Source organism: Loktanella fryxellensis (assembly GCF_900110065.1).
Lineage (GTDB): Bacteria > Pseudomonadota > Alphaproteobacteria > Rhodobacterales > Rhodobacteraceae > Loktanella > Loktanella fryxellensis.
Map to the genome: position 1 here is coordinate 59,079 of NZ_FOCI01000014.1, position 19,870 is coordinate 78,948.

21 protein-coding genes are annotated in these 19,870 nt (G+C 67.3%); 3 read left to right on the forward strand and 18 right to left on the reverse strand.

Translation table 11 applies throughout. From position 1 onward, the window contains the following. Positions 1-26: 26 nt before the first annotated feature. The 14 genes from ftsH to ruvC form a co-directional block, all read right to left on the reverse strand. Positions 27-1,937, reverse strand: a complete 1,911-nt coding sequence (gene ftsH, locus BMX16_RS11725; protein WP_089903586.1) for an ATP-dependent zinc metalloprotease FtsH — start codon at positions 1,935-1,937, stop codon at positions 27-29. An 88-nt stretch (positions 1,938-2,025) separates the two neighbouring features. Continuing rightward, complete coding sequence (tilS, locus tag BMX16_RS11730; protein WP_089903590.1) at positions 2,026-3,360, reverse strand: tRNA lysidine(34) synthetase TilS; 1,335 nt, start codon at positions 3,358-3,360, stop codon at positions 2,026-2,028. Next, positions 3,351-4,178, reverse strand: a complete 828-nt coding sequence (locus BMX16_RS11735; protein WP_089903593.1) for a tetratricopeptide repeat protein — start codon at positions 4,176-4,178, stop codon at positions 3,351-3,353. Before BMX16_RS11735 ends, tilS begins: the two co-directional genes overlap by 10 nt. Beyond that, complete coding sequence (gene pal / locus BMX16_RS11740; RefSeq protein ID WP_089903596.1) at positions 4,178-4,705, reverse strand: peptidoglycan-associated lipoprotein Pal; 528 nt, start codon at positions 4,703-4,705, stop codon at positions 4,178-4,180. The genes BMX16_RS11735 and pal overlap by 1 nt, the downstream gene beginning before the upstream one ends. Before the next feature lie 63 nt (positions 4,706-4,768). After that, positions 4,769-6,094 (reverse strand): Tol-Pal system beta propeller repeat protein TolB, encoded by a 1,326-nt coding sequence (gene tolB / locus BMX16_RS11745; protein ID WP_425434033.1) that lies wholly within the window; start codon positions 6,092-6,094, stop codon positions 4,769-4,771. A gap of 106 nt (positions 6,095-6,200) precedes the next feature. Next, positions 6,201-7,331, reverse strand: a complete 1,131-nt coding sequence (locus tag BMX16_RS11750) for a hypothetical protein (RefSeq protein ID WP_089903603.1) — start codon at positions 7,329-7,331, stop codon at positions 6,201-6,203. Between the two features lie 3 nt (positions 7,332-7,334). Continuing rightward, on the reverse strand, positions 7,335-7,760 hold the full coding sequence (locus tag BMX16_RS11755; RefSeq protein WP_425434031.1) for an ExbD/TolR family protein: 426 nt from the start codon (positions 7,758-7,760) through the stop codon (positions 7,335-7,337). A gap of 54 nt (positions 7,761-7,814) precedes the next feature. Then, entirely contained in the window at positions 7,815-8,489 is a 675-nt protein-coding gene (gene tolQ / locus BMX16_RS11760; RefSeq protein WP_089903609.1) for a protein TolQ, read from the reverse strand. Between the two features lie 122 nt (positions 8,490-8,611). Further along, on the reverse strand, positions 8,612-8,998 hold the full coding sequence (gene ybgC / locus BMX16_RS11765; RefSeq protein ID WP_089903612.1) for a tol-pal system-associated acyl-CoA thioesterase: 387 nt from the start codon (positions 8,996-8,998) through the stop codon (positions 8,612-8,614). Continuing rightward, positions 8,995-9,636 carry a hypothetical protein gene (locus BMX16_RS11770; protein WP_089903670.1) on the reverse strand — a complete coding sequence of 214 codons (642 nt, stop codon included), beginning with the start codon at positions 9,634-9,636 and terminating at the stop codon, positions 8,995-8,997. Before BMX16_RS11770 ends, ybgC begins: the two co-directional genes overlap by 4 nt. A gap of 114 nt (positions 9,637-9,750) precedes the next feature. Then, a complete protein-coding gene (gene ruvB, locus BMX16_RS11775) occupies positions 9,751-10,770 on the reverse strand; it encodes a Holliday junction branch migration DNA helicase RuvB (RefSeq protein ID WP_089903615.1) in 1,020 nt (339 codons plus the stop codon). Further along, positions 10,763-11,620 carry a GIY-YIG nuclease family protein gene (locus BMX16_RS11780; protein ID WP_089903619.1) on the reverse strand — a complete coding sequence of 286 codons (858 nt, stop codon included), beginning with the start codon at positions 11,618-11,620 and terminating at the stop codon, positions 10,763-10,765. The genes ruvB and BMX16_RS11780 overlap by 8 nt, the downstream gene beginning before the upstream one ends. 4 nt (positions 11,621-11,624) lie before the next feature. Next, positions 11,625-12,281 (reverse strand): Holliday junction branch migration protein RuvA, encoded by a 657-nt coding sequence (gene ruvA / locus BMX16_RS11785; protein WP_089903622.1) that lies wholly within the window; start codon positions 12,279-12,281, stop codon positions 11,625-11,627. Further along, on the reverse strand, positions 12,278-12,796 hold the full coding sequence (ruvC, locus tag BMX16_RS11790) for a crossover junction endodeoxyribonuclease RuvC (RefSeq protein ID WP_089903626.1): 519 nt from the start codon (positions 12,794-12,796) through the stop codon (positions 12,278-12,280). Before ruvC ends, ruvA begins: the two co-directional genes overlap by 4 nt. 258 nt (positions 12,797-13,054) lie before the next feature. Between ruvC and BMX16_RS11795 the strand changes: the two genes are divergently transcribed. Beyond that, positions 13,055-13,267, forward strand: a complete 213-nt coding sequence (locus tag BMX16_RS11795; protein WP_089903629.1) for a DUF1127 domain-containing protein — start codon at positions 13,055-13,057, stop codon at positions 13,265-13,267. 83 nt (positions 13,268-13,350) lie between these two features. Here BMX16_RS11795 and BMX16_RS11800 read toward each other — a convergent pair whose 3' ends face one another. The 3 genes from BMX16_RS11800 to msrA form a co-directional block, all read right to left on the reverse strand. Next, entirely contained in the window at positions 13,351-13,698 is a 348-nt protein-coding gene (locus BMX16_RS11800) for a hypothetical protein (RefSeq protein ID WP_089903632.1), read from the reverse strand. A 95-nt stretch (positions 13,699-13,793) separates the two neighbouring features. After that, positions 13,794-14,663: a 50S ribosomal protein L11 methyltransferase gene (locus BMX16_RS11805; protein ID WP_089903635.1), complete on the reverse strand. Its 870-nt coding sequence runs from the start codon at positions 14,661-14,663 to the stop codon at positions 13,794-13,796. 113 nt (positions 14,664-14,776) lie between these two features. Further along, entirely contained in the window at positions 14,777-15,424 is a 648-nt protein-coding gene (gene msrA, locus BMX16_RS11810) for a peptide-methionine (S)-S-oxide reductase MsrA (protein WP_089903638.1), read from the reverse strand. A gap of 133 nt (positions 15,425-15,557) precedes the next feature. On the opposite strand from msrA, the gene BMX16_RS11815 reads away from it, so the two are divergent. Further along, complete coding sequence (locus tag BMX16_RS11815; protein ID WP_089903641.1) at positions 15,558-16,757, forward strand: MFS transporter; 1,200 nt, start codon at positions 15,558-15,560, stop codon at positions 16,755-16,757. A gap of 99 nt (positions 16,758-16,856) precedes the next feature. Here BMX16_RS11815 and BMX16_RS11820 read toward each other — a convergent pair whose 3' ends face one another. Beyond that, entirely contained in the window at positions 16,857-19,049 is a 2,193-nt protein-coding gene (locus BMX16_RS11820) for a primosomal protein N' (protein WP_089903644.1), read from the reverse strand. Positions 19,050-19,139: 90 nt separating this feature from the next. On the opposite strand from BMX16_RS11820, the gene fsa reads away from it, so the two are divergent. After that, positions 19,140-19,793 carry a fructose-6-phosphate aldolase gene (gene fsa, locus BMX16_RS11825; RefSeq protein WP_089903648.1) on the forward strand — a complete coding sequence of 218 codons (654 nt, stop codon included), beginning with the start codon at positions 19,140-19,142 and terminating at the stop codon, positions 19,791-19,793. Positions 19,794-19,870 lie beyond the last annotated feature (77 nt).

Consider the following 19,870-nt stretch of genomic DNA (forward strand, 5'->3'; position numbering starts at 1 on the left):
CTTAGCCGTATCAGCCCCGTTAGGGGTCAGACAGTGGGTTCAGGCTCCATGCCGCCATCGATCTGCGGCTTCTTGCGGGTCTTGGGAACGGTCGGGATCGTGTTGCCACCGGACGGGGTATCGTCCTGATCGTCGCCACGGTTCAGCGCCTCGCCTGCCATGACGCGCGTGATCTCGCTCCCGGTCAGTGTCTCGTACTCCAGCAGACCCTGCGCCAGACGCTCGAGGTCGTCGCGCTTCTCGGTCAGGATGCGTTTGGCCGTGTCGTAGCCTTCCTGCACAAGTGCCTTCACCTTGTCGTCGATGATCTTCTGCGTGTCGGCCGAGTGGTTCGTGCCGCCGCCATAATTGCCGAGATACGAGTTCTGCTCGTTCGCATAGTCGACGAAGCCCAGCTCTTCTGCATAGCCGAACTGCGTCACCATCGCGCGGGCGATCTTGCTGACCTGCTGGATGTCGGACGATGCGCCCGACGTGACCTGATCCAGACCGAACACCAGCTCTTCCGCCACACGCCCGCCCATCGCCATGGCGATCTTGGAGGTGTATTTGGTGTAGCTGACGCTCAGCTGGTCGCGTTCCGGCAGGCTCAACACCAACCCCAGCGCACGACCGCGCGGAATGATCGTCGCCTTGTGGATCGGGTCGTGCTGCGGCACGTTCAGGCCCACCACCGCGTGACCGGCTTCGTGATAGGCGGTCAGCTTCTTCTCGTCCTCGGTCATGACCATGGACCGACGCTCGGCACCCATCATGACCTTGTCCCTGGCGGATTCGAAATCGATCATCGTCACGAACCGCCGGCCCACACGGGCGGCCATCAGTGCCGATTCGTTCACGAGGTTTGCCAGATCGGCACCAGAGAAGCCGGGCGTGCCGCGTGCGATGATGCGCAGGTCCACATCCGGGCCCAGTGGCACCTTGCGGGCGTGAACGGACAGGATCTTCTCGCGGCCCTTGATGTCAGGGTTCGGCACCGTCACCTGACGGTCGAAACGACCGGGACGCAGCAGTGCGGGGTCCAGCACGTCGGGCCGGTTGGTGGCCGCGATGATGATGATGCCCTCGTTCGCCTCGAAGCCGTCCATCTCGACCAGAAGCTGGTTCAGCGTCTGTTCACGCTCGTCGTTGCCGCCGCCATAACCGGCCCCACGGGACCGGCCCACGGCGTCGATTTCGTCGATGAACACGATGCAGGGCGCGTTCTTCTTGGCCTGCTCGAACATGTCGCGCACACGGCTGGCACCCACGCCCACGAACATCTCGACGAAGTCGGAGCCGGAGATTGTAAAGAACGGGACACCCGCCTCACCGGCGATGGCACGCGCAAGCAGCGTCTTGCCGGTACCCGGAGGACCGACGAGCAGCGCACCCTTGGGGATCTTGCCGCCAAGACGACTGAACTTCTGCGGATTGCGCAGGAATTCAACAATCTCCTCCAGCTCGTCCTTCGCCTCGTCGATGCCGGCCACCTCGTCGAACGTGACGCGCCCATGCTTTTCGGTCAGCAGTTTGGCCTTGGACTTGCCGAAGCCCATGGCACCGCCTTTGCCGCCGCCCTGCATCCGGTTCATGAAATAGACCCAGACGCCGATCAGCAGCACGAAGGGCAGCAGGCCGATCAGAAAGCTGGACAGGGCCGACTGTTCCTGGCTTTGCGCAGTGACAGGAATGCCTTGGGCGATCAGCAGGTTAGTCACTTCGGCGTCCGCCGGTTTCACCGTGACGTAGTTCACGCCGTCGCTGCCGCGATAGCGGACCTGTTCGCCGTCCAGCGTCACGCTTTGGACGCTGTCGCTTTCGACTGCGGTGACGAATTCGGAGTAGCTCTTGGTGTTGCTCATCCCCGCGCCGCTGCCACCGCTGAACAGATTGAACAGCGTCAGAACCAGCAGGAACAGGACGACCCAAAAGACGATGTTACGCGCGTTGCCCAAATGAAAGGCTCCTTTGACATCGGGAAATAACGGCTATCGGTTAACAGACCGTTCGTTGTCATGCAAAATAGACATTTCGCGGCGATCTTCAATGCGCAAGCCGTCGCAGCAGATCATCGGCACCACTCCGCTCGCAGATGACCGCGTGGGCGATGCCGAACCCCAATGCGCGGCATCCCACCAGCCGGTTGCCGTCCCACAGCCCCGGCAGCGCCGCAAGGACGTGGGGATGCGGGCGCGGATGTGGCTTTACCCCGACCTGCGCCAGTCCGGCAGCGCCTAATGCCGCGACGTGCAACCCTTTGGGATCGTTGCACGATATGCGCCAGCGTCCGTCCCATGTGACGCCTCCGGGCGTCACGGGGATCGGCCCCTGCGCCCGGGCCGCTTCCCGCGCGACGAAGAGCGTGTCGCGCTGCGGCACGACGACGGCACCGTGCAGGGTCGTGACACCACCACCCAGCGCACGGTCCAGCGCATCCTCCAGTGCCGTGGTGCGCGGTCTATAGGTCGCACCTGCGACCTGCTGGATCGCGGCTGCCAGCAGGCGCAGTTGCGTCTCCTCTTCGACGGCGGCGAAGCGGTCGCGGTCGAACGCGAGGCAGCCGTCCAGCAGCGGATCCGACGTCCGTCGCACCACCATCGCCGCCACGTCCTGCGCCCGACGGCCAAGGGCCACCCGTGCCCGCGCCATGCGCCGCGCGGTGGCGGTCAGGGTGGCAGTGTCCAACCCCTCGGCACCGATCAGACGCCGCATCCGCACACGGGCATAGGTCGTGTCGTCATTGCTGGGGTCATCGACGAAGGGGATGCGCAGGGTTTTAACGTAATGACGCAATTCCGCGCGGTCCACATCTAGCAGCGGCCGCACGATCTGCCAGTCGCCCGGCAGCGTGGGGAGCCAGGGCGGACCACCGGCATCGCCGACCGGCGCAAGCGGTATGTCCTGCGTCACCGTCGCCACATCGGCCATTGCCGCCAGACCGTCCACGCCGGACCCGCGCGCCAACCGCATCAAGAGCGTTTCCGCCTGATCGTCGCGGGTGTGGGCCATCAGGACATGGTCGCACACGCCACGCCAGCGCCCGATCAGGTTGCGCCTCGCCTCACGCGCCGCATCCTGCAGGTTGCCGGTACCGTCCCATCCGGTCCAGCGCAGCGTGCTGTGCGACAGATTGAGGCCACGCGCCTCGTCCGCCACCAGAGCGGCCTCTGCCGCACTCTCCGGCCGCAGCCCGTGATCGACGGTCGCAACCCACAGGCGCACGCCATAGACACGCGCCCAGCCTGCGGACAGATGCAGCATCGCCATGCTGTCGCCGCCGCCGGAAACGGCGACACCGAGGTCGGTGGGGAAATCGGGGCCGATCAGGCGCCCCATGCGGTCCGCGAACCGCTGCGGCAGCGATGCCGTCAGGTGCATCCCAGCGTGACGCGCGCATTGGCCGCCTCGGCGACGAAAGGCGATTGCGGGAACCGCACGCCGACCTCGCTCAGCGTGACGCAGGCGTCCTGCACCTGCCCGACGCCGCCCAGTGCGCGGCCAAGGCGGAACAACGCCTCTGGCGCGTCGGCGCCTTCGGGATTGCCGGAAAACGCCTCGAGGTAGGCGCGCGCGGCGTTGGGCGTGTCGTTCAGACCGTCCAGCGCACGTCCCCGCATCAGGGCCGCCTGCTGCCTCAGGGACGAGGCCGGGTAGGTCGTGCCAAAGGTCGCAAGGAGATCAGCGGCGCCGCGAAAGTCACCGGATGCGAGCGCCTCCTGCGCCCGCTGGAAGTCCTGACTTTCGCCGACGGCGAGTTGCGGTGCATCCGGCGTGGCCGGGGCGGGGGTCGGCACGTTGGCGGCAGAATCCGCACCGCCGAGCGAGGGCGTGTCGCCCAGAGCGCCGATGTCGCAGCCTTCTTCGATTTCGCAAAGACGGAATTCCAGATCGCCGATCCGGTTGGTGCCGTCCGTGGTGATCCGGTTGATGCGGAACTCCAGCTCTTCGGTCTTGCCGGTCAGGCGGGTTAGTTCCGCCTCGATCGCGTTCAGCCGGTCCAGCGGGGTCGCCCCCGCCACGCCAGTGCTCAGCGCGCCGCTGGACGACAGCTCTGCCCGCAACCCCTGCACATCGCCATACAATGTACCCAGTTGCGCGCGGATGTCCGCCAGCGTCGCCGTATCCTGCGCGCCCGCGCCCGTCGCACCGATCACCAGCGCGAGGGCCGCCACCGTTGTCCGCGCGACGGCGCGCATCAGCTCAGCGATCCGACGCTGATGACCGTCACGGCGCGGCGGTTCTTGGCGTAGCATTCCTCGTTCGAGCAGACCTCGATCGGGCGTTCCTTGCCGTAGCTGATCGTGCGCAGGCGGGTGTCCGAGATCCCCTTGGACAGCAGATACTCGCGCACCGCGTTGGCGCGGCGGGCACCAAGGGCGAGGTTGTATTCCCGCGTGCCCTGCTCGTCCGCGTGACCTTCGATGATGGCCAGATAATCGCTGTTGGTCTGCAACCACGTCGCCTGACCGTCCAGTGTCGCCTGCCCCTGCGGGGTCAGCGTGCTGCTGTCCACGACGAACAGTACGCGATCGCCCACGGTCTGCTGGAAATACGCAGCACTGCGCGGGTCGGACGCGCCGCCCGTGCCTGCACCCGTCGCCAGCGGGGCACCGCCCGCGCCAGCGCCCGTGCCGTCGCCGGCCCCGCCAAAGCGATCGGGGCGGGTGCAGGCCGCGGTCGAGAGTGCCAGCAGCACCATGATCGCCTTGGTCGTCATCTTCATCGTGGTTCGTCCTGTCTGATCGGATGTTGTCATGACCCTAGCACATCGTGCCGGGCGTTGGAATCACGGCTGCAGCGGGCCCCATGCGGGATCGGACGCGCCGCCGGACACGGGCACCGGTTGCAGATTGCGGCCCGAGATATCGACGGAATAGAGCGCCGACGTGCCGCCCGCACCCTGCGTCTCGCGGGTGAACATCAGCACGCGGCCATTGGGGGACCAAGTCGGGCCTTCGTCAAGAAAGGAGGTCGTCAACAGCCGCTCTTCCGACCCATCGGTGCGCATGACGCCGATGTGGAACTGGCCTGCGTTCTGCTTGGTGAAAGCGATCAGGTCGCCACGCGGCGACCAGACGGGCGTGCCATAACGCCCCTCGCCGAACGACACACGGCGCGGCTCGCCGCCACCGGCTGACATGATGTAGATCTGGCTGCCGCCAGAGCGGTCGCTTTCGAACACGATCTCGCTGCCGTCGGGGCTGAAGCTGGGGGCCGTCTCGATGCTGGGCGCGTTGGTCAGACGGGTGGACCCGCCGCTGTTCAGGTCCGAGATGTAGAGGTCGGTGTTGCCACCGTTGGCGATGGAATAGACCACCCGCTGCCCATCCTGAGAGAAGCGCGGGCTGAAGGCCATTTCGCCCTCCGCCGTTGCCACCTGACGTTTGGTGACGGAACCCACGTCGAGCAGGTTGATGCGCGGAAAGCCCGATTCGTAGGAGGTGTAGAGCACCCGGTCGCCCGAGGGCGAGAACCGCGGTGCCAGCACGATGGTGCTGCTGTCGGTCAGAAACTGCGTGTTGGCGCCGTCGAAATCCATGATGGCAAGGCGCTTCTGGCGGTTGTCCTTCGGACCTTCCTCGGCCACATAGACCACGCGGCTGTCGAAATAACCGCCCTCGCCGGTGATCCGGCTATAGGCCGCGTCGGCGACCTTGTGCGCCATCCGCCGCCAGCCGGTCACGGTGCCCGCGAACTGCAGCCCTTCGCCCAGCTCTGCCCCGGTGAACACATCATAGAGGCGGAACTTGACCGTCAGCTGGTCGCCGCTGACGGCCACGGCACCACCGATCAGCGCCTGCGTGTTGATGGCGCGCCAGTCTTCATAGGCGACCGGGCTGCCGAAGGCGCCCATCTGGCTGATGTAAGCGGACTGCGCGATTTCGCGGAACAGGCCGGTGCCGGTCAGATCCTGCGCCACCAGACGGCTGATGTCGGAGGCGATCTGTTCGGCCCCCGCCGTCTCTGCGGTGAAGGTCGGCACGGCAAACGGCAGCGGCTCGATCACGCCGTCGGTGATCGTCAGCCGCAAGGGACCGCCCTGCGCCAGCACGGGCGCCGTGGACCCAAGGGCCAGCATCGCGGCCAGTGCGGCCATCATGAACCGGTTCATCATCACTCTCGTCCTCGCTCGCAGGGCTTTGCGCCCGTTTGCCTGTTTCGCCCACCTTATCAAGTCCGCGGGCCTCTTGCCATGCCGGACAGGCGGTAACTCGCCGTCAGCGCAGCCGCATCCCCGACGGATCGAAGGTGATCTCCACCTCCTGCCACTCGCTGTATTTGTCGGCAGGAAGGTCGTAGCCGTTCTGCCCCTGACACCGCAGGATCGCGCGGCGGGCCGCATCGAAGGCGATCTGCGTGGACGCATCGTCGCCGCCGCTGGCCGCGACCTGCCGCACTTCGCTATTGGTGACCCTCCCGCCCTGATCGAGTGTGAAGCCCACGGTCATCGTCACCCGCGCCGCCTGCGATCCCGGATCGACGTTCCAGCAGGCGTTCACGGCGACACGGAACCCTTCACGCTCCGACCCGGTCATCGGCGGGCCCTGCGGCACGTCCGCGGGGGCAGCAGCAGCAGCAGCCGCCTCCAGTGCCGCCGCGACCGCATCCGCGTCCACCGCGACCTCGGGCGTCTCGGGCGGCGCGGTCTCTTCGGCCACGACCTCTGGCGCGGGGGCCGGGGTCGGCACGTTCGGCCTTGTGCGCGGGCGCGGCGTTTCCAGCAACTGGCCTTGCGGCGTCTCGTCGGCGGTCACGATCTCGGTCGCCGATTCCTCTGGCGCGGTCTGCTCCTGCGCCTCCTCGACCACGGGGGCGTCAGGGGCCGCCTCCTCGCTCGCGCGGTCCTGCACCACGGGATCGGGGGTCGCATCCTCGGGCGGCGGGGCGACCGCCTCGGCGGTGACGCGCTGCGTCGGGCGCGGCACGGGGCGCGGGCTGGCGGTCAGGTTCGGGGCGGCCACGACCTCTTCCGCCGCGGCACCGGGCAAGGCCGGCGACTGGTCGATCACGGGTACGGGGTCCTCGGGGGCTTCGGGCGGAGGCAAGTCCTGCGCGGCCGCTTCCGGCGGCGTCGGAACGGCGGCGGCCTCCTGCTGCACGGGGACATCGGGCGCCTTTTCGGCGACGGGCACCTCGGGTGCGTCAGGGGGGGTCTCGCTCGGGTCCGGCGTCGTCGCCTCGACGATGGCAGCGTATTCCTCGGAACTCACCACCGACACGTCGCTGACCTCGAACGGCAGGGGCTCTGCGTCGAACCCCCAGCCCGCGATCAGCCAGACCAGAAGGAAGACATGCCCCCCGGACGAGACATAGCCCCCCGGTGTCCACTGGATGCCGAAGCGGTCCATGCGTCAGCCGTCCGTCGCCGCGGGCTGCCCAAGCCCTGCCCCGCCGAGTCCCGTTCCGCCGATATCCGTCACCAGCCCGATGTCGGTGAACCCTGCGGCATTCAGCGCACCCATGACCTCGGCCACCCGGTTCCAGTTGTTCACACCGTCCGCCCGCAGGAAGATGCGGTTGCCTTCGCGTTCCGCCGCGATGGCCTGCAACCGCACGATCAGGTCGGCGTCCGGCGTGTCGGTCGTCTGGATCGCCAGCGTCCCGTCGGACTTGATCGTGACCGTCAGCGGCTCTTCCTCGTCGCTCGGCAGCGCACTCGCCGCCGTTTCAGGCAATTGCACGGGCACGCCCACCGTCATCAGGGGTGCCGCCACCATGAAGATGATGAGCAGCACCAGCATCACGTCCACGAAGGGCGTGATGTTGATCTCGGCCATGGGCTGCGCCCGGCCCCGTCCCTTGCCACGCCTGCGTCCTGCGGCTGCCATCGCTCAGGAATCCAGCTGGCGCGACAGGATGGTGCTGAACTCGTCGGCGAACGCCTCGTAGCCCGCGACGATCCGGTCCGCATCCGCGCTCAGCTTGTTGTAGAAAATGACGGCGGGAATGGCGGCCATCAGGCCCAGACCTGTCGCAAGCAGCGCCTCGGCGATGCCGGGGGCCACGACTGCAAGGTTCGTGTTCTGCGCCTGCGCGATCTCGATGAAGGCGTTCATGATCCCGAACACCGTGCCGAACAGACCGACATAGGGCGCCACCGACCCGGTCGTGGCCAGCACCGCGAGCCCCTTTTGCAACTGACCCGCCTCCTTGGCGATGGCCACGTCCATGCTGCGGTCGATGCGCGCCTGTGCCCCGGCGATCAGGTCGCCGTCCTGCCGGTGGCTGCGCCGCCACTCGGTCATGCCGGCGGCAAAGATCACCTCGCCGGACCCGGCGGGCGCATCGCCGACCTGATCGTACAGCTGATCCAGAGGCTCGCCGCTCCAGAACGCATGATCGAACCGCGCGGCGGCTGCCTGTGCGCGGCGATATTGTAGCGTCTTGTCCACGATGATCGCCCAGCACCAGATGCTGGCGGCGACCAGCGCGAACATGACGAGTTTCACGAGGATGGTCGCATGGGCGAACATCGACCATAGCGTGATGTCGGTAACTGTTTCCATGGTGCCTGCTCTGCGCGTTGGCCGCCTGTGCGGTCTGATTTCACACGATTCTAGCGAAAAAGCACCGCCGCGCCAACGCCATTGTGCACACGAACGCGCCAGCCCGCCAAATCGGCCCGCCGTCAGGCGCCCCGCAGGGCCGCGGGCAGCCGTACGGGACGCCCCGCCAGCGTCATGCAGATCGCCGTGACGACGGCCCGGAACAGCACCTGATCGCCGCGCCGCACCTCCTGGTCGAACATCCAGCGCACCGCCCCCTCGGGCCGGTGCCGCGTCACCACCGTCAGCCGGTCGTCGAGGCGGGCAGGCGCCAGATAATCCGCCTCCACCCGCGTGACGACGAACACGATCCCGTCCCTTTCCCGCATCACGTTCTGGTCGAGACCGAGGTCCGCCACCAGTTCCGACCGCCCCCGCTCGATATACTTCAGATAGTTCGCGTAATAGACGATCCCGCCCATGTCGGTGTCCTCGTAATACACCCGCACCGGCAGGACATGGTCGGTCATTGCAGCACCCCCACCCGCGCTGCGACCCGCAGGGCATGGCTCGCGTCGCGCGCCACGGCGGGCAGCACCGGGTCATAGGCGGCACGGATCACGCCAGCGACCTCTGGCCGGATCACCGCCGCCCCGCCGATCAGCGCCAGCGGCGATGCACCCACGAAGGCGCGGTCCGACCACAGCAGGATCGTCTGGACGGCCTGTGACAGCGCCAGCGTCTCGGCCCCCGCCGCCACCAGATGGTCGTCCATCCGCAGGAATACGAAACAGGCGCGCACCGCACCCGCGCCGTCGAAGCGAAAGATGCGGTACTGGTTGGCCTCTGCCGCCTGCAGCCGCGCGACCAGCGGGGCCAGATCGGGCACCAGCCGGTCCAGATGCGGCACCGCCTCCAGCTCTGCCCAGTCGCGGCAGAAGAACACCATCAGGTTGGCGCCCAGCTCCATGTCCGTTTCCGCCATGCGGTGCCCGGCCAGCGCCACCACCGCCTCGATCGCGCCCTTGAACACGGCGAGCGTCGCGTCATCGACGCCGAACACCACCGGCACGATGGGCCGCCCCCAGCGCGCGCACAGATAACTGCCGTCGCCCCGCGTAAAGAGCGCCGCCACCGCCTCCGCCCCAATCGTCGCACCATCCGCCATCACGTCACCCTCCTGGTCCACGCCGACCACGACACCCCCTCACCCTTGTCCTCGCTTTTTGTCAAATACTCCCCCCGGAGGGTCCGACGCCCGCCACGCCAACCGACGCCGCCCTCAGTCAAAGAGATCACCCACCCGCCGTGGCGCATCCAGCCCCAGATGCGCCCACGCGGCCTGCGCCAGCATCCGCCCGCGCGGGGTACGCTGGATCAGACCCTTCTGCAGAAGGTAGGGCTCGATCACGTCCTCCAGACTGTCGCGGCTCTCGCTCAGGGCCGCACTCAGCGTCTCGACACCCACGGGACCGCCCGCATAGCTTTCGGCAATCAGCCGCAGATAGCGGCGGTCGGCGGTGTCGAGCCCCAGATCATCCACGCCCATCCGCGTCAGCGCCCGGTCTGCGATGGCGCGGTCCACGGTGCCGTCGCCTTCGACCAGCGCGAAATCTACCACCCGTCGCAACAGCCGCCCCGCGATGCGCGGCGTGCCGCGCGCCCGGCGCGCGATCTCGGCAGCACCATCGACCGTGGCGGGGGCGCCCATCAGGCGCGCGCCGCGCGTGACGATCTCGTGCAATTCGGCCTCTGAATAGAACTCCAGCCGGACGGGGATGCCGAACCGGTCGCGCAGCGGCGTGGTCAGCAGGCCCATCCGGGTCGTGGCCCCGACCAGCGTGAAAGGCTGCAATTCGATCCGCACCGTGCGCGCCGCCGGCCCCTCGCCGATCACCAGGTCGAGCGCGAAATCCTCGAGCGCGGGATAGAGCACCTCTTCCACCGCCGGGTTCAGGCGGTGGATCTCGTCGATGAAGAGTACGTCGCGCGGTTCCAGATTGGTCAGGATCGCCGCCAGATCCCCCGCCCGCGCCAGCACGGGACCAGAGGTCATGCGGAAGCCTACGCCGAGTTCGCGTGCCATGATCTGCGCCAGCGTCGTCTTGCCCAGCCCGGGTGGTCCGTGGAACAGCACGTGATCCATCGCGTCGCGGCGCATCTTAGCGCTTTCGATGAAGACCTTGAGGTTGGCGCGGGCCGCCTCCTGCCCGATGAACGCCTCCAGCGTCTGCGGGCGCAGGGCGCGGTCCGCATCCTCCGGCAGGGGTTCGGGGCGGATCAGGGGGTCCGGTTCAAGCATTCAATCCAAAGTCCCTCGTGTGCAGCCGTGCCATACATGTCTGCTCGACCGCTGTGACCTCTGCGATCTGCAGCGTCGGTGCAAGCAATTGCAGGATCGAAAAGCGAAAACCGGCAGTCCTGCGCCGGGACAGGGCACATGTCACGCCCACGTCACCCGCCACATGCGCGCGCCAACGGCCCAGCAGATTGTCCATCCCGTAAGCCGCCCCGACATACCGCGCACCGTCGCTGTCATCCACAATCAGATAGATGCCACGCCATTCGGACAGGCGCAGCGCCCAGTCACGCGGAAGATGCGCAATATCGTCCGCCGACAGGATCAATCGGTCCCACGACGGCATCTCGGGCACCAGCCGTGCGACAGGCGAAATCTCGACGATGGGCAGGGGCGTCGTGTCTGCCAGCCGCATATAGGTGCGTCCACCGGGGTCGGCGATTGCCAGACGTCCGATCAGATCGTGCAGGGCGGCGTGGGGCACCAGATCGAATACCGACCGATCGTCGCCATCAAAGGTCCAGTTGCCCGTGCGGGCCTGAACCGCTTGCTGCATGGGGTCGCCGTTCAGTTCGGCAGCCGTGCGCAGCCCCCAGCCCTGTCGCGCGAACAGCCCCGCGAAAACCAGCGCACCATCGCCGCGCGCGATGAACGACGCCATGAAGGGTCGTCGTTTCAGCGTTGCCTCGGCGGTTGCGGAGTGGGTCGACTGATAACAGGCGAACAGCTCCGATGCCGTCTCTGCCATGATCGCGATGGCCCGCCTGACGTGGACTGCGCCCGGCTTGTGCAGGCAGACAGCCACATCGGTCAGTGCCAGCCCGCAACCCGTCAGCAGCAGGTCCAGGTTCACCGAATCATCCCTTTGGCGCCAGCAGTTTCAAGGCGGCACGGATCAGCTCGCCGGTCTGCGCCCCCGGTGTCGCCGCCTCTGCCACCGCCGACGCCGCATCGCCGGGCGCGTAGCCGAGGTTCACCAGCGCGGACAATGCCTCTGCGGGGGCGGGGTCGGCCTTGGCGGGGCGGCGCGCGCGGGTCGGAGCGGTCTCTTCCAGCACCACGTCGTCGATCTCGTCTGTGTCGCCCATCACGCCGCCGCCCATCGCCATGACGGCGGGGGCCTTGTTCTTCAGCTCGATCGCGGCACGTTGCGCGATCTTGGGGCCTATGCCCTTGGCCTTTGCCAGCGCGTTCCAGTCGCCCAGCGCCACCGCGCGGCTGACACCGTCGGGGCCCAGCGCGCTCAGGATCGCCAGCGCCGCCTTGGCCCCGATCCCCTGCACGGTCATCAGCAGGCGATGCCACTCCTTTTCCACCAACGTGGGAAAGCCGTAGAGTTGCATCAGATCCTCGCGCACCAGCAGGTCGGTGAACAGCGCCACCGCCTCGCCGTTGCCGGGCAGACCCGCCAGTGTCCGGTCGCTGACATGCACGAGGTAGCCGACCCCGCCCACGTCGATCAGCACGTGATCGGTGGCCCGGTAGATCAGCCGCCCGGCGATGCGGCCGATCACGACGCCACCTTGGCCGCAGCCTTGGCCAAAGCCCGGTCCAAATGCCCCGCCGATTGCAGGTGGTGCGCATGGCAGATGGCGATGGCCAGCGCATCCGCCGCATCCGGTCCAGCAAGCTGGACGCCGGGCAGTTGCAGCCGCACCATGTGGTCGATCTGCGCCTTGGCCGCGTGGCCCACGCCGACGACCGCCTTCTTGACCGCGTTGGGGGCGTATTCGCCCACCTCGATCCCGGCCTGTGCGACGACCAGCAGTGCTATGCCGCGCGCCTGCCCAAGCTTCAACGTGCCGACGGCGTCCTTGTTCACGAAGGTCTGTTCCACCGCGGCCCGGTCAGGCGCATGGGCGATCATCACGGCACTCAGCCCCTGATACAGCACCAGCAAACGTTCCGCGAGGTTGTCGCCCAGACCGTGACAGATGCCGTTGGCCACATGGGTGATGCGGCTGCCCTGCACATCCACCACACCCCAGCCCATGTTCCGCAGCCCCGGATCGATTCCCAATACCCGCATCTCGCCCCACTCGTTTCTTCTGGTTGCGCCGACGTTAGCACAAAACGCGAACATAAACCAAGCGCGATTGGCGGCTTGAAGACCCAAGGGGCCACGATGAATGCCCGCAAAACAGGCGGAATGCACATCCCTATGGCATTCTGAAAACACATGGGAGACCTGCGCAAATCGGGGGTGGTAGGAATCTTGCGCGCTCACTACCTGCTGGCCATCACATTGTCCGCTGCATCCGGCAGCAAAACCTGACAGGAGCCAGTCATGGCAACGCTCACCGCAACTCACAACAATCCCGGCCTGACCGCCGGTGCAGGCGTCAGCCTGTTCACGATGTCCCTTGCCCGCTTGAACGCATGGAACGACGCCCGCATCACGCGCAAGTCGCTGCAGCGTCTGTCGGCCCGCGAACTCGACGACATCGGCCTGTCCTTTGCCGACATCGACGCCGTCGCCAACGGCGGCCTACGCCGCTAACACACCTCGTCTGTCCGCAGTCCGCGCCGCGTCCAACCCCATCCGGTTGCGCGGCGTTCGTGTGTCTGCAGGACAGTCAGCGACTATCCCCGGACGATCAGCCCGATCACCCGTGCGAGGTTTTGTGTCGCCGGATCAGGCAGCATCACCGCCGCGACGGCCCGGTCCAGGATCGATCCGTCGTTCAGGATCTGCACCCGCGCCGCATAGGCATCCGGGTCCAGACTGACCGTCACCCACGTCTTGAACCCGAGGCCCACCAGCAGGACGATGGCCAGCGACCGCCAGGGAAAGCGCAACCGCACGCGCTGCACCTGCGGCACGATCAGGTTGTTCCTGTCCACCCGCAACCGATAGCCGCGCGCAAGGCGCTGCCTGTGACGCAGGATGCGGCGGATGCGCGCGTGAAATCCGGCCTGTTGACGATCCATTGCAGTCTCCGCAGGGCCCATGCCATGCATGCGGCGCGCCTATCCGGCGACTGTGACAATTTCAGGACCGTGACCGGGCAAAAGCTGGCGGGTCGTCACCCCCGCGTCAGCGTCAGTGTCGTCCAGTCGCCGATGCTGTCGCGTATCGCCAGCGCGAACCCCGCATCCGCATAGACCTGCACCACCGCATCGGCCTGCTCGTTCAGGATGCCCGACAGGATCGCCGTGCCACCCGGTGCCACGGCCCGCGCCATATCGGGGGCGAGCGCCACCAGCGGCCCCTTGAGGATGTTGGCGAAGACCAGATCGAAGGGCGCCGCCCGCGCCAGAACGTCCGCATCGAACCCCGCCGCCACGACGCAATCGACACGGCCCGTCAGGCCGTTGGCCGCGACGTTGGCCGCCGCCACATCGACCGCCGTGGGATCGATGTCGGACGCAAGCACACGGTTGGGCGTCACATGTGCTGCTGCCATTGCCAGCACCGCCGTGCCGCAGCCGATGTCCACGACGTTTCGCGGGATGACGCCCGCCGCCACCATCCGGTCGAACGCCAGAAGGCAGCCCAGCGTCGTGCCGTGGTGCCCGGTACCGAAGGCCATCGCCGCCTCGATCAGCAGCGGCACGGCACCGTCCGGCACCTTGTCCGCGTCGTGGCTGCCGTAGACGAAAAACCGCCCGGCGGGCACGGGGGGCAGGTCGCGGCGCACTTTCGCGACCCAATCCTCGTCCGGGACCTCCGAGACATTGAAATCGCGGGCCCCGTGGACCACGGCCAGCACCGCGAGGCCCGCATGGTCCGGTGCCTCCTCGAAATAGGCCGCGACCTCGAACAGGCCTGACCCGTCCTCGACCTCGAACACGCCGATGCCGATGGGTTCCGGCACCAGCGCCTCGAGTGCGCGGGCGAGCCCTTCGGCGCGGTCGCGGTCGTCGGTGGTGGTCAAGGCGGTGAATGTGGTCATGGCGCGGCCCCCGGTTGCTCTGCGCCCCATAGGCGCAGCGCCGCAGTCCGTCAACGCGAAGGGGGCGACACCCCGTGGTACCGCCCCTCCGCCTTGGCCGCCTTGCCGCGGTGTCAGGCGGCGGTGCCGATCGGGCAGGTCACGCCGGTGCCGCCGATCCCGCAGTAGCCGTTCGGGTTCTTGGACAGATACTGCTGGTGATAGCCTTCGGCAAAGTAGAAGGCGGGCGCGTCAACGATTTCGGTCGTGATCGAGCCGTAACCGGCCTGTCCCAGCCGAGGCTGGAACGCATCGCGCGACGCCTCTGCCGCTGTGCGCTGGTCGGCGTCGGCGACATAGATGCCAGAGCGATACTGCGTGCCCGCGTCGTTGCCCTGCCGCATGCCCTGCGTGGGATCGTGCCCTTCCCAGAAGACCTGCAGCAGGTCGTCGTAGCTGATCCGCGCAGGGTCATAAACCACGCGCACCACCTCGTTGTGGCCGGTCTTGCCGCTGCAGACCTCTTCATAGGTCGGGTTCGGCGTGTAGCCGCCCGCATAGCCAGCGGCGGTGGTGGTCACACCGTCCAGTTTCCAGAACATCCGCTCCACCCCCCAGAAACAGCCCATGCCGAACACGGCGACCTTGTGGCCGGCGGGTACGTCGTGGATCGGGGTGTGCAGCACGTGGTGCATCTTTTCGGTCGCAATAGCCTGGTCGCGGCCCTTCAGGGCGGCGTCGGGGCTGACCATCTCGGATTTGGCGCGGGACATGAAGAACATGCGTAAATCTCCTTTGGGTGTGCCTGATATATAGGAACGACCTGCGGAAATGCCATCCCGCGCGCCCTTGCGGCCTCCGGCGGCCTGTGACCTAAAGGCAGGCATTCCCATTCCGGTCCGCAGGACGCCTATCATGACCATCGCCCGTGCCAGCGGCACCCACCTGCCGATCCTCCTCGCCCTCGGGGCGACGCACCTGCTCAACGACATGATGCAGTCGCTGATTCCGGCGGCCTATCCGCTGCTGAAGGACGCCTATGCGCTGGATTTCGCGCAGATCGGGTTCATCACACTGACGTTCCAGGTCGCGGGCGCGCTGCTGCAACCAGTGATCGGCATGGTCACGGACAAACATCCGGCCCCCTATTCGCCGGTCGCGGGCATGATGTTCACGCTGTCGGGCCTCGTGTGCCTGTCGCTGGCGGGGTCCTATCCGATGATCCTCGCCAGCGTCGCACTGATCGGGATCGGCAGTTCGATCTTCCATCCGGAGGCGACGCGCATGGCCCGCTATGCCGCCGGGGCCCGTCAGGGGCTGGCGCAGGGCATCTTTCAGGTCGGCGGCCAGACCGGCGCCGCCCTCGGACCCGTCGCCGCCGCCCTGATCCTCGTGCCGTGGGGGCAACCCAGCCTTGCGGGGTTCGCGTTCTTCGCCCTGATGGCAATGCTGCTGCTGACGTGGATCGGCAGCAAGCAGCGCACGATTGCCGCGTCCTTCGCCGCCCTGCGCGCCAGCGCCGCCAAGGGCCGCCCCCCGGTGCGCCATGCCCCGCGCACCATCCTGATCAGCATGACCGTGCTGACCTTCCTGATGTTCACCAAGAACCTCTACGGCGAGAGCTTCCGGTCCTTCTATACCTTCTACCTGATCGAGAAGTTCGGCCTCAGCATCCCCAGCGCGCAACTCATGCTGTTCGTGTTCCTGATCTCGGCGGCGGTCGGCGTGCTGGTGGGTGGCATCCTCGGCGACCGGATCGGGCGACAGCGGATCATCTGGTTCTCGATCCTCGGACCGCTGCCCCTGACCCTGATCCTGCCCTTCGCCGACCTATTCTGGACCGGCGTGCTGACGGTGCTCATCAACATCGTCATGGCCAGCGCCTTCGCCGCGATCCTGATCTTTGCGATGGACCTGCTGCCCGACCGGATCGGCCTGATCGGCGGACTGTTCTATGGGCTGAACTTCGGCCTCGGCGGCATCGCGGCAGCCCTGCTCGGCATTGCCGCCGATAGCTACGGGGTGGAAGCGGTCTACCGGCTGTGCGCCATCCTGCCGCTCGCAGGCCTCGCCGCATGGTTTCTGCCGCGCATCGACGACCCCAACCGCGCCTGACCCGAGCGCGACGGTGCACTGCCGTCCCCCGTTCTTCTGGTCAAAAATATCCTGGGGGTTTGGGGGCAAAGCCCCCAAGGCTTGCGGCATTCGCGACGCTTAGTAAAAACTCTGCGGATCGATGTCGATCGCCATGCGCAGATCGCCGCGCAGCCTGAACTGCGCGACCCACTCCGCAAGTGCGGCCTGCAGCGGTGCGGCCTTGTCCGCCTTCACCAGCAGCCGCACCCGGTGCCGTCCGCGGATGCGGGCGATGGGGGCAGGTGCGGGGCCGTAAACCTGCGCCCCGATCCGGCGCAGCGGCCCGTCCGCCCGCGCCATCGCCGTGCCCAGATCGAAGACCGCCTGCACGTCCGTCGCACTCAGCACGATGCCCGCCATGCGACCGTAAGGCGGCACGCCCGCCGCCCGACGCTCCGCCGCCTCGGCGGACCAGAACGCCTCCTCGTCGCCCGCCACGATGGACCGGATCACCGCGTGGTCGGGCTGGAAGGTCTGCAACAGCGCCTCGCCGGGGGCCTCGGCCCGACCCGCCCGCCCCGCCACCTGCCGCATCAGTTGGAACGTCCGTTCCGCCGCACGCAGGTCGGACCCCTGCAGCCCCAGATCCGCGTCGATCACGCCCACAAGCGTCAGCTTGGGAAAGTTGTGGCCCTTGGCCACCAGCTGCGTGCCGATGATGATGTCGGTGCCGCCCGCCGCGATCTCGGCGATATGCGCCTTCATCGCGCGGGCGGAACCGTAGAGGTCGGAGCTGAGCACCGCCACCCGCGCGTCCGGGAACAGCGCCTGCACCTCCTCACCCATCCGCTCGACCCCCGGGCCGACGGCACTCAACTTGCCTTCGACCTTGCAGTGCGGGCAGACCGTGGGCATCGGTTTCGTGGCCCCGCACTGGTGGCACATCAGGCGTTTCAGGAACCGGTGTTCCACCATACGCGCGTCGCAGTCGTCGCAGCCGATCTGATGGCCGCAGGCCCGGCACAGGGTCACGGGCGCATAACCGCGCCGGTTCAGGAACACGAGGGACTGTTCCCCCTTGTCCAGCCGGTCCTGCATCGCGCGGCGCAGCGTGGGCGACACCCAGCGCCCGCCGGGCAGATCCTCGCTCCGCATGTCGATGGCGGCCATGCGGGGCATGACGGCAGGGCCGAAGCGACTGGTCAGCGTCAGTCGCGCATACTTGCCCGCCTCGACGTTGGCCCAGCTTTCCAGCGACGGCGTGGCACTGGCCAGCACCACCTGCGCGCTGCAGCCCGCCGCGCGCAGCACGGCCATGTCGCGGGCGTTATACAGGACGCCATCCTCCTGCTTGTAGGAGGTGTCGTGTTCCTCATCCACGACGATCAGTCCCAGATCGCGGAACGGCAGGAACAGCGCCGACCGCGCGCCCACCACCAGCCCCGCATCGCCCTGCCCCACCATGCGCCAGCACCGTCGCCTTTCGGTCTGGGTCACGCCGGAGTGCCATTCGGCGGGCCGCTGACCGAACCGCGCCTCCACCCGGTCGAGGAACTCGCCCGTCAGCGCGATTTCCGGCAGCAGCACCAGCGCCTGACGACCCTTACGCAGACAGGCGGCGACCGCCTCCAGATACACTTCGGTCTTGCCGGACCCGGTGACGCCCTTCAGCAGCGTGGTGCCATAGGCGCCAGACGCCACGGCGGCAGACAGGACAGCCGCCCCCGCCGCCTGATCCGGGGTCAGATCCTTGCCGCCGTGATCGGGGTCGAGGCGCGGATAGGGCGTGTCGCGGGGGGCGTCCTTTTCGCTGACGGCACCCAGCTTCACCATGCCCTTCACGACCGACGTGCCCACACCCGCCATCGCGGCAAGTTCCTGCAGCGTGAAGGCAAGCCCGCCATACTCGTGCATGACCGCCAGCACGGCGGCGCGGGCATCGGTCATGCGGTCCGGCACGACGGACCCAAGCCGGTAGACGCGCCGCACCCCCGGCGCATCGCCCAGTCCCGGTGCCCGCGTGGCCAGCCGCAGCATCGCATCGAGCGGCGTCAGCGTGTAATCGGCGGCGCGTGCGAGGAAGCTGCGCATCTCGTCGCGCATGGGGGCCACGTCCAGAACGCGGGCCACGCTGCGCACCTTGTCGTAGTCGTAATCGCCCGCCCCCGGCCCCCAGACGACACCGACGATCCGGCGCGGGCCCAGCGGCACCTCGACGAAGGCACCGGCAAAGCACCCGCCCTCCGGCGCCTTGTAATCAAGGACGCGTCCCAGCGGTTGCGTCGTCAGTACACCCACCAACTCGCCTGCGTCGAAGAATGAGCGGTCCATAACGGCCTTTTCAGGGTTCCCCCCCTGTCATTTTACCCAATTTCAGGTAAACGCAACCCAACCGAACGCCAACCCGAAGGGACAAGGCTCATGAAGTTTTTCGTGGATACCGCAGACATCGACGCCATCAAGGAATTGCAGGCCTACGGCATGGTCGACGGGGTCACCACCAACCCGTCGCTGATCGCCAAATCCGGGCGCAACATCCTCGAGGTCATCAAGGAAATCTGCGACATCGTCCCCGGCCCCGTGTCGGCCGAGGTCGTCGCACTGGACCACGACACCATGCTGGCAGAAGGACGCAAGCTGGCCGCCATCGCGCCCAACATCGCCGTGAAGGTGCCGCTGACCTGGGCCGGTCTGCAGACCTGCAAGGTGCTGTCCGACGCGGGCACCATGGTGAACGTGACGCTGTGCTTTTCCGCCAATCAGGCGCTGCTGGCGGCCAAGGCGGGGGCCACCTACATCAGCCCGTTCATCGGGCGTCTGGACGACATCAACATCGACGGCATGGACCTGATCGGCGACATCCGCACGATCTATGACAACTACGGGTTCGAGACGCAGATCCTCGCCGCATCGATCCGCACCGCCAACCACATGAAGGACGCCGCCCTGATCGGCGCCGACGTCGCCACCGCGCCCCCCGCCGTCATCAAGGCGATGGCGAACCATATGCTGACGCAACAGGGGCTGGATGGGTTCATGGCTGATGTGAAGACCGCGGGCATTACGATCCTCTGACCACGGGTGGGTGATATGGTGATGGTCTGGACGGCCAGTCGTTTCCCTTAGGGGAGCGGCTGGCCGTTTTGTTTTTT

Excerpts from the sequence above, each read along its gene's own strand:
- tolQ (WP_089903609.1), bottom strand. The coding sequence starts at position 8,489 with ATGGAAACAGTTACCGACATCACGCTATGGTCGATGTTCGCCCATGCG.
- msrA (WP_089903638.1), bottom strand. The coding sequence starts at position 15,424 with ATGTTCTTCATGTCCCGCGCCAAATCCGAGATGGTCAGCCCCGACGCC.
- ybgC (WP_089903612.1), bottom strand. The coding sequence starts at position 8,998 with ATGACCGACCATGTCCTGCCGGTGCGGGTGTATTACGAGGACACCGAC.
- pal (WP_089903596.1), bottom strand. The coding sequence starts at position 4,705 with ATGAAGATGACGACCAAGGCGATCATGGTGCTGCTGGCACTCTCGACC.
- BMX16_RS11820 (WP_089903644.1), bottom strand. The coding sequence starts at position 19,049 with ATGGACCGCTCATTCTTCGACGCAGGCGAGTTGGTGGGTGTACTGACG.
- tilS (WP_089903590.1), bottom strand. The coding sequence starts at position 3,360 with ATGCACCTGACGGCATCGCTGCCGCAGCGGTTCGCGGACCGCATGGGG.
- BMX16_RS11800 (WP_089903632.1), bottom strand. The coding sequence starts at position 13,698 with ATGGATCGTCAACAGGCCGGATTTCACGCGCGCATCCGCCGCATCCTG.
- BMX16_RS11750 (WP_089903603.1), bottom strand. The coding sequence starts at position 7,331 with ATGGACCGCTTCGGCATCCAGTGGACACCGGGGGGCTATGTCTCGTCC.
- BMX16_RS11735 (WP_089903593.1), bottom strand. The coding sequence starts at position 4,178 with ATGCGCGCCGTCGCGCGGACAACGGTGGCGGCCCTCGCGCTGGTGATC.
- BMX16_RS11755 (WP_425434031.1), bottom strand. The coding sequence starts at position 7,760 with ATGGCCGAGATCAACATCACGCCCTTCGTGGACGTGATGCTGGTGCTG.
- ruvB (WP_089903615.1), bottom strand. The coding sequence starts at position 10,770 with ATGCTTGAACCGGACCCCCTGATCCGCCCCGAACCCCTGCCGGAGGAT.
- BMX16_RS11770 (WP_089903670.1), bottom strand. The coding sequence starts at position 9,636 with ATGGCGGATGGTGCGACGATTGGGGCGGAGGCGGTGGCGGCGCTCTTT.
- BMX16_RS11815 (WP_089903641.1), top strand. The coding sequence starts at position 15,558 with ATGACCATCGCCCGTGCCAGCGGCACCCACCTGCCGATCCTCCTCGCC.
- ruvC (WP_089903626.1), bottom strand. The coding sequence starts at position 12,796 with ATGCGGGTATTGGGAATCGATCCGGGGCTGCGGAACATGGGCTGGGGT.
- tolB (WP_425434033.1), bottom strand. The coding sequence starts at position 6,094 with ATGAACCGGTTCATGATGGCCGCACTGGCCGCGATGCTGGCCCTTGGG.
- BMX16_RS11795 (WP_089903629.1), top strand. The coding sequence starts at position 13,055 with ATGGCAACGCTCACCGCAACTCACAACAATCCCGGCCTGACCGCCGGT.
- BMX16_RS11805 (WP_089903635.1), bottom strand. The coding sequence starts at position 14,663 with ATGACCACATTCACCGCCTTGACCACCACCGACGACCGCGACCGCGCC.
- fsa (WP_089903648.1), top strand. The coding sequence starts at position 19,140 with ATGAAGTTTTTCGTGGATACCGCAGACATCGACGCCATCAAGGAATTG.